Origin of the sequence: Streptomyces sp. NPDC058257 (assembly GCF_042881845.1) — a bacterium.
Classification (GTDB): Bacteria; Actinomycetota; Actinomycetes; order Streptomycetales; family Streptomycetaceae; genus Streptomyces.
Window position 1 is genome coordinate 66,921 of sequence record NZ_JBHVXJ010000031.1, and the last position, 6,627, is coordinate 73,547.

5 protein-coding genes are annotated in these 6,627 nt (G+C 70.7%); 4 read left to right on the forward strand and 1 reads right to left on the reverse strand.

Features of this window, described 5'->3' with window-relative positions; translation table 11 throughout:
- Positions 1–140 precede the first annotated feature (140 nt).
- Positions 141–719, reverse strand: coding sequence for a TMEM165/GDT1 family protein (locus tag ACFVXC_RS40335; protein WP_389916442.1), 579 nt, complete (start codon positions 717–719; stop codon positions 141–143).
- Between the two features lie 490 nt (positions 720–1,209).
- On the opposite strand from ACFVXC_RS40335, the gene ACFVXC_RS40340 reads away from it, so the two are divergent.
- From ACFVXC_RS40340 to ACFVXC_RS40355, 4 genes are all read left to right on the forward strand, one after another.
- Entirely contained in the window at positions 1,210–1,857 is a 648-nt protein-coding gene (locus ACFVXC_RS40340) for an HNH endonuclease family protein (RefSeq protein WP_389916444.1), read from the forward strand.
- 228 nt (positions 1,858–2,085) lie between these two features.
- Positions 2,086–3,780 (forward strand): alkaline phosphatase D family protein, encoded by a 1,695-nt coding sequence (locus tag ACFVXC_RS40345; RefSeq protein WP_389916446.1) that lies wholly within the window; start codon positions 2,086–2,088, stop codon positions 3,778–3,780.
- A 297-nt stretch (positions 3,781–4,077) separates the two neighbouring features.
- Complete coding sequence (locus tag ACFVXC_RS40350; RefSeq protein ID WP_389916448.1) at positions 4,078–6,045, forward strand: FAD/NAD(P)-binding protein; 1,968 nt, start codon at positions 4,078–4,080, stop codon at positions 6,043–6,045.
- A gap of 60 nt (positions 6,046–6,105) precedes the next feature.
- Positions 6,106–6,555: a DoxX family protein gene (locus tag ACFVXC_RS40355; RefSeq protein ID WP_389916450.1), complete on the forward strand. Its 450-nt coding sequence runs from the start codon at positions 6,106–6,108 to the stop codon at positions 6,553–6,555.
- The last annotated feature ends 72 nt before the right edge of the window (positions 6,556–6,627 follow it).

Sequence of the window (6,627 nt, forward strand, 5' to 3'; positions counted from 1 at the left end):
AAAGGGGCCTCCGGACGCCAGCACCGCAGGTCACACCCCTCGCGGGACCCACGCCTGACGCCCTGGAACCACCCCCGAGACCCCCCCAAGCCCCCCAAGACCCCGCAAGGCCCCGCAGTCAGTCGCCTCAGGCGATGACCTCAGGCAATGGCCTCGTACAGGCTCCACAGCCCGAGCCCGAGCATCAGGAGCGCGGCGATCTTGGTGATGAGCGAGAGCGGCACGCGCTTCATCAGCGCCTTTCCGCCGACGATCCCGAGCCCGGCGACCGCCCACAGCGCGAGCACCGCACCCAGGCCCACGGAGAGCGGGTCGTCGTACCGAGCGGCCAGGTTCGCGGTCATGATCTGCGTCAGGTCACCGAACTCCGCGACCAGGATCAGCATGAATCCCGCGCCGGAGACCTTCCAGAAGCTCTGGTCCTTGGGCTCGCGGACCTCTTCCTCCTCGTCGCCGCCCTTCAGGAGCAGCATCGCCGCCCCACCGAGGAAGAGGATGCCGGTGAGCGCGTGCAGCAGTTGCTGCGGCAGGAGCGTAAGGACACTGCCCGCCGCCACGGCGAGCACGACATGGACGACGAAGGCGGCCGCGACCCCGACGAAGACGTACGAGGCGCGGTAGCGCGTCCCGAGGACGAGCCCGGCCAGCGCTGTCTTGTCCGGGAGTTCGGCAAGGAAGACGACGCCGAAGACGAGCGCCATCACGCTGATGCTGATCAAGGTTCCTCAATCGGTCGGGGCTGCCCCACCGAGAGCAATCTGTACATCACGTACGACACCTCGGCACGGCAGCACACACGGACGTACACGGTCATGTACGTCGGGTACTGCTTGCCGAAGGTCTCGCTGGCCGACCACGTCGATGACGGGGTCTGCCTCCGGGCGCCGGCTCAGACGAGCTGAGCAGTATGTCGACGGTCCGGCGAAGAGCTACTCCCCTTCTGCGCCATCCATCGTACGGGACGTCCGCACTCCCCGGACCAGGGCCTTTCGACCCCCCGGGGAAGTGACCCGGATCACACCTCCTGAACACTCGGACATTCGTTCGTCAACTCCCGTACAGATGAATGGACATGACACGGCGCCAGAACTCTTGAACTGAGCACCTGATTGACGCGACCCTGTCACTTGACGCACATCCACCGGAAACCCCACCGCGTCAGCATGGCCACCCCAACGGCCAACATCCCCCCACATCCAGGGAGTTCGTATGTCCGCTGTCTACGCGCGTCGACGCCTCGTCACTCTCACCACCCTGACCGCGCTCGCCTCCGGCGCGGCCCTGCTCACCGGCGCCCCCGCCCAGGCCGCTCCCCCGGCGCCGGTCTCCGCCGCGACCGCCCGCACCTACCTGGGCCAGCTCACGGAGAAGGCCGAGGGCTCGTCCGACGGCTACAGCCGGGAGAAGTTCCCGCACTGGAGCACCCAGTCCGGCGCCTGCAACACCCGCGAGGTCGTCCTCAAGCGCGACGGTACGAACGTCGAGCAGGACTCCAGCTGCGCGGCCACATCGGGCACCTGGAAGTCCCCCTACGACGGCGGCACCTGGACCGCGTCGGGCGATGTCGACATCGACCACGTCGTCCCGCTCTCCGAAGCCTGGAAGTCCGGCGCGAGCAGCTGGACCAACGCCCAGAGGGAAGGTTTCGCCAACGACCTCACCCGCCCGCAGCTGATCGCCGTCACCGACAACGTCAATCAGGCCAAGGGCGACAAGGACCCGGCGAAGTGGCTGCCGCCCACCACGTCGTACCACTGCTACTACGCGCGGATGTGGGTGGACGTGAAGCACCACTACAGCCTCACGGTGAACGCGGAGGAGAAGAGCAAGCTGTCCTCGATCCTCAACGGCTGCTGAGGCCTCCACCTCTCCACGGCCGCTGAGGCCTCCGCCTCTCGACGGCCGCTGAGGACATCGGCTCTCGACTCCACGGCCGCTGAGGCCATCGGCTCTCGACGGCCGCCGAGGTCCCGGATCCCGACGGCCGCCGAGGTCACCGGCCTGTAACCAGCGGGAATCCCCGGAACCTCCCCACCGGCCTCCGTCGTTCCGTACCGTACGGGGCGACGGAGGAGAGTGATCATCGTGGCACGGCTGCGCCTGGGTCCGCTGCTGAGGTATGTCGACGGTTCGACGGCGACGGTGTGGGTCGAGACCGACAGTCCCTGCACCGCCGAAGTGCGGTGCGAGGACGGCGCCAAGGGCACGGCGAACACGTTCCAGATCGCGGGCCACCACTACGCGCTCATCCCGGTCACGGGGCTGCGTCCGGGCGCCGAGACCGCGTACGAGGTGCGGCTCGGCGACGGCGACGCCCCCGTGTGGCCGCCGCAGGACTCGCCCTTTCCGCCGAGCACCATCCGCACGCCGGGCGAGGGCGACGACGAGGCCGTGCGCGTCACCTTCGGCTCCTGCCGCTGGGCCGCCCCGCCGAGCGGGGAGCACGATCCCGTCGGCCCGGACGTCCTGGACACCCTCGCCGCCCGCATCGCGGGCGGCACGGACGCCGACCGGCCGGACGTCCTGCTCCTCCTGGGCGACCAGGTGTACGCGGACAACACGTCGGAGGCGACGAGGCGCTGGCTCGCGGCACGGCGGAACCTGAACGACCCGCCGGGCGACCAGGTCGCGGACTACGAGGAGTACACCCACCTCTACTACGAATCGTGGCTCGACCCCGAGGTCCGGTGGCTGCTCTCCACCGTGCCGAGCTGCATGATCTTCGACGACCACGACGTCATCGATGACTGGAACACCAGTGCGGCCTGGCTCGCGGAGATGCGCGCGACGCCCTGGTGGCGCGAGCGCGTGCTGAGCGGACTGATGTCGTACTGGGTCTATCAGCACCTCGGCAATCTGCCGCCCGCCGAGCTTGAGCGGGACGAGTTGTACGCCGAGTTGCGCGCGACGCCGGACGGCACGGACGCGCTGCGCGCCTTCGCCTCCGCCTCTGACGCCGACCCCGCGGCGACCCGGTGGAGCTACCGCCGGGACTTCGGCCGCGTACGCCTGCTCATGGTCGACACACGGGCTGCGCGCGTCCTGGACGAGCAGAACCGCGCGATGATCGACCCGGACGAGGCCCGCTGGCTGCGCGAGCAGGCCCTCGACGGCGTGGGTGGCACGAGCAGCGGCTCAGGTGGCGGTGGAACCGGTGGCTACGACCATCTCCTGATCGGTACATCGCTTCCCTGGCTCCTGCCCCACCTCATCCATGACGCCGAGGGCTGGAACGCCGCGCTCTGCCGTGGCGAGCGGGGCGCGCGCTGGGCCCGCTTCGGCGAGAACCTGCGCAGGCGTTCGGACCTGGAGCACTGGGCGGCGTTCCCCTCCTCCTTCGACGCGCTGACGGACCTGATCGCCGAGGCGGGCACGGGGCCGGGCGCCCCGGCGACGGTGTGCGTGCTCTCCGGCGACGTCCACCACGCGTACATCGCGGAACCGACCTGGCCGGACGGCGGCGGCCCCGGCCCCGGCGCCCGCGTCCTGCAGCTGACGTGCTCGCCCATCCACAACTCCATTCCCGCGTCGATAAAGCTGGGCTTCCACTTCGGCTGGAGCAAGGTGGGCCGCGCCCTGGGCCGCCGCTTCGTACGGCACGGACGAATACCCCCAGCCGCCATCAAGTGGCGCAAGACGGGCGGACCCTGGTTCGGCAACCAGCTCATGACGCTGACGCTGCGGGGCCGTTCGGCCCAGGTGCGGCTCGATCAGGCTCAGGTGGCGAAGGGCGCGGGCGGCGTACGGCTCGTGACGACGCAGGAATCCCGGCTTTCGTGAGCCCGCACTCCTTTTGCCCCGATGGCCCCACCAGCCCCCATAGCCCCGATAGTTCCCATAGCCCCGCAGAGGTGACCGAGCCGCACGGGAGTCACGTGACACAGGCCACACCCGTCTGACGATCCTCCGCTTCGGGGTTCGACTTCGGGACTTCCGGCGGCATGATGAGGCGGACCGTCCGCTTCCCTCACGCCGCCCCCACCATCCCCACCACCCCCACGCCCCACATCGCCCCACATCGCCCCCCACAGGCCCCACAGCCTCCACCACCCCCTCGTACGCCCGGGAGTCACGCCTTTGTCCGCACCATCCGCAGCGGCCGCCCCGGCACATGACATCGCTGTCGCCGTCGTCGGCGCGGGGCCCCGCGGCACGAGTGTCCTGGAACGCATCTGCGCCTCGGCGGCCGAACTCCTGCCGCCGAGGACACGGCTGACGGTCCACGTCATCGACCCCTCGCCCCCGGGGCCGGGACGCGTCTGGCGGACCGCCCAGCCGGCCGAGCTGCTCATGAACACGGTCGCCTCCCAGGTCACCCTCTTCACCGACGAGAGCGTCGACTGCGCAGGACCGATCCGCCCGGGCCCGAGCCTGTACGCGTGGGCCGCCGCCGGGCACGCGCCGCGGCTCGGCCCTGACGACTACCCCACGCGCGCCTGTTACGGCCGCTACCTGGAGTGGGTCTTCGCCGAGACACTGCGCGGCGCCCCCGGAACGGTCCGGGTCGAGGTGCACGCGGCACGCGCCGTGCGGCTCGACTCCGCGGACGGCTCGGTCGACGGCGCCCAGACCCTCGTACTCGACGACGGCCGCGAACTCTCCGGGCTCGGCGCCGTCGTCCTCGCGCAGGGCCATCTCCCCGCGGTCGGCGACGAGCGGCAGGAGCGTCTCGCCGCGCACGCCGCACGGCACGGCCTGCGCCACATACCTCCGGCCAATCCCGCCGACGTCGACCTGTCGGCCGTCGCCCCCGGCGAACGCGTCCTCCTTCGCGGCCTCGGTCTGAACTTCTTCGACCACATGGCGCTCCTGACGCAGGGCCGCGGCGGACGCTTCACCCCGGCGCCGGGGGGCGGTCTGCGCTATCAGCCCTCAGGGCGCGAGCCGAAGCTGTACGCGGGGTCGCGGCGCGGCATCCCCTACCAGGCGCGCGGCGACAACGCGAAGGGCGCGTACGGACGGCACGAGCCGCTCGTCCTGACCTCCGACGTCATAGCCCGCTTCCGCAAGCGCGCGGACAGCTCGGACGCCCCGGACTTCCTGGACGAGATATGGCCACTCGTCGCGAAGGAGGTGGAGACGGTCTACTACACCGCCCTCGCCCAACCCGGCGAGCGGGCGAAGGACTTGCGGGACGCCTTCCTCGCGACGCCGCACCACAGCCCTCAAGAGGCCCTGGTCCTTGATGAGTTCGGGATACCCGAGGCCGCACGGTGGTCCTGGGACCGGCTTGCACAGCCCTACTTCGGCCATATTTTCCGCTCCCCGGACGACTTCCGCACCTGGCTCCTCGCATATCTGCGCGAGGACACCGCGCAGGCGGCCCTCGGAAACGTGGCGAGTCCGCTGAAGTCAGCCCTGGACGTGCTGCGCGATCTGCGCAACGAACTCCGCCTGATCCTCGACCACGGCGGCCTGGCCGGGGCGTCCCGCCGCGAGCACCTGGACCGCTGGTACACGCCCCTCAACGCCTTCCTCTCGATCGGCCCGCCCCGGCGCCGCGTCGAGGAGATGACGGCGCTGATCGAGGCGGGTGTCGTCGAGGTGCTAGGCCCGCGTCTCGACGTGCGACCCGCGGACGGGGCCTATCTCGCGCACTCCCCCGACGTACCGGGGTCGAGTGTGTCCGTCACCACAGTCGTCGAGGCCCGGCTCCCCGAACCGGACGTGCGGCGCACCGCCGACGAGCTGCTCGGGCGACTCCTCGACACCGGCCAGTGCCGCGCCCATGCCGTCGACGGCTACGAGACCGGAGGCGTCGACGTCACACCTCGCCCCTACCACCTGATTGACCGTCAAGGTCGTTCCCACGCAAGGAGGTTCGCGTTCGGGGTGCCCACGGAGGGCGTGCACTGGGTGACAGCCGCGGGGGCCAGGCCCGGCGTCGACTCGGTGACCTTGTCGGACGCGGACGCGGTGGCGCGGGCCGCGTTGCGGGCGGCGGCGGGAGCGGCGGAGACCCCCTCCCCGGGTGGAGTGATCCCGTCCGCGAGGGAAGCGGAATCCCCCGAATGGCCAGATGTTGAACTTGCAAGCATTGATTAGGTACCCCTAACCTTGGGCCTCCGCTCGGTTACCGTCCCCGAAAACCGAAGGAGACCCCCCATGACTGGACGTCTCAACAGCGCCCAGCCCTACGCCCTCGGGCTTTTCCGCATCGTCATAGGCCTGCTCTTCGCCTGCCACGGCGCCGCGTCGCTCTTCGGAGTGCTCGGCGGCGCGATGGGCGGCGGCACGATCGACGCCGGCACCTGGCCGGGCTGGTACGCGGCCGTCATCCAGCTGGTCGGCGGCGCCCTGGTCGCCCTCGGCCTCGGCACTCGCGCCGCGGCGTTCATCTCGTCGGGCTCGATGGCGTACGCCTACTTCAAGGTGCACCAGCCGGAGGCCCTGTGGCCGCTGCAGAACGGCGGAGAGGCCTCCGCGATCTTCTGCTGGGCCATGCTCCTGTTCGTCTTCACCGGCTCGGGCGCCCTCGGCCTCGACCGCCTCTTCGCCTCGCGCGGCGAGCGCGCGGACGAGACGGCGTCGGAGCGGACGCCGGTGGCCGCCTGACGCCAGGGCTCCGGCCTGCGCTCCAGAACGTACGGTGCCCCCTCCCGCGTACATCTACGCGGGAGGGGGCAC

What these genes read in the sequence shown, in the direction of transcription:
- ACFVXC_RS40340 (WP_389916444.1), top strand. Translation starts at nt 1,210, where the DNA reads ATGTCCGCTGTCTACGCGCGTCGACGCCTCGTCACTCTCACCACCCTG.
- ACFVXC_RS40355 (WP_389916450.1), top strand. Translation starts at nt 6,106, where the DNA reads ATGACTGGACGTCTCAACAGCGCCCAGCCCTACGCCCTCGGGCTTTTC.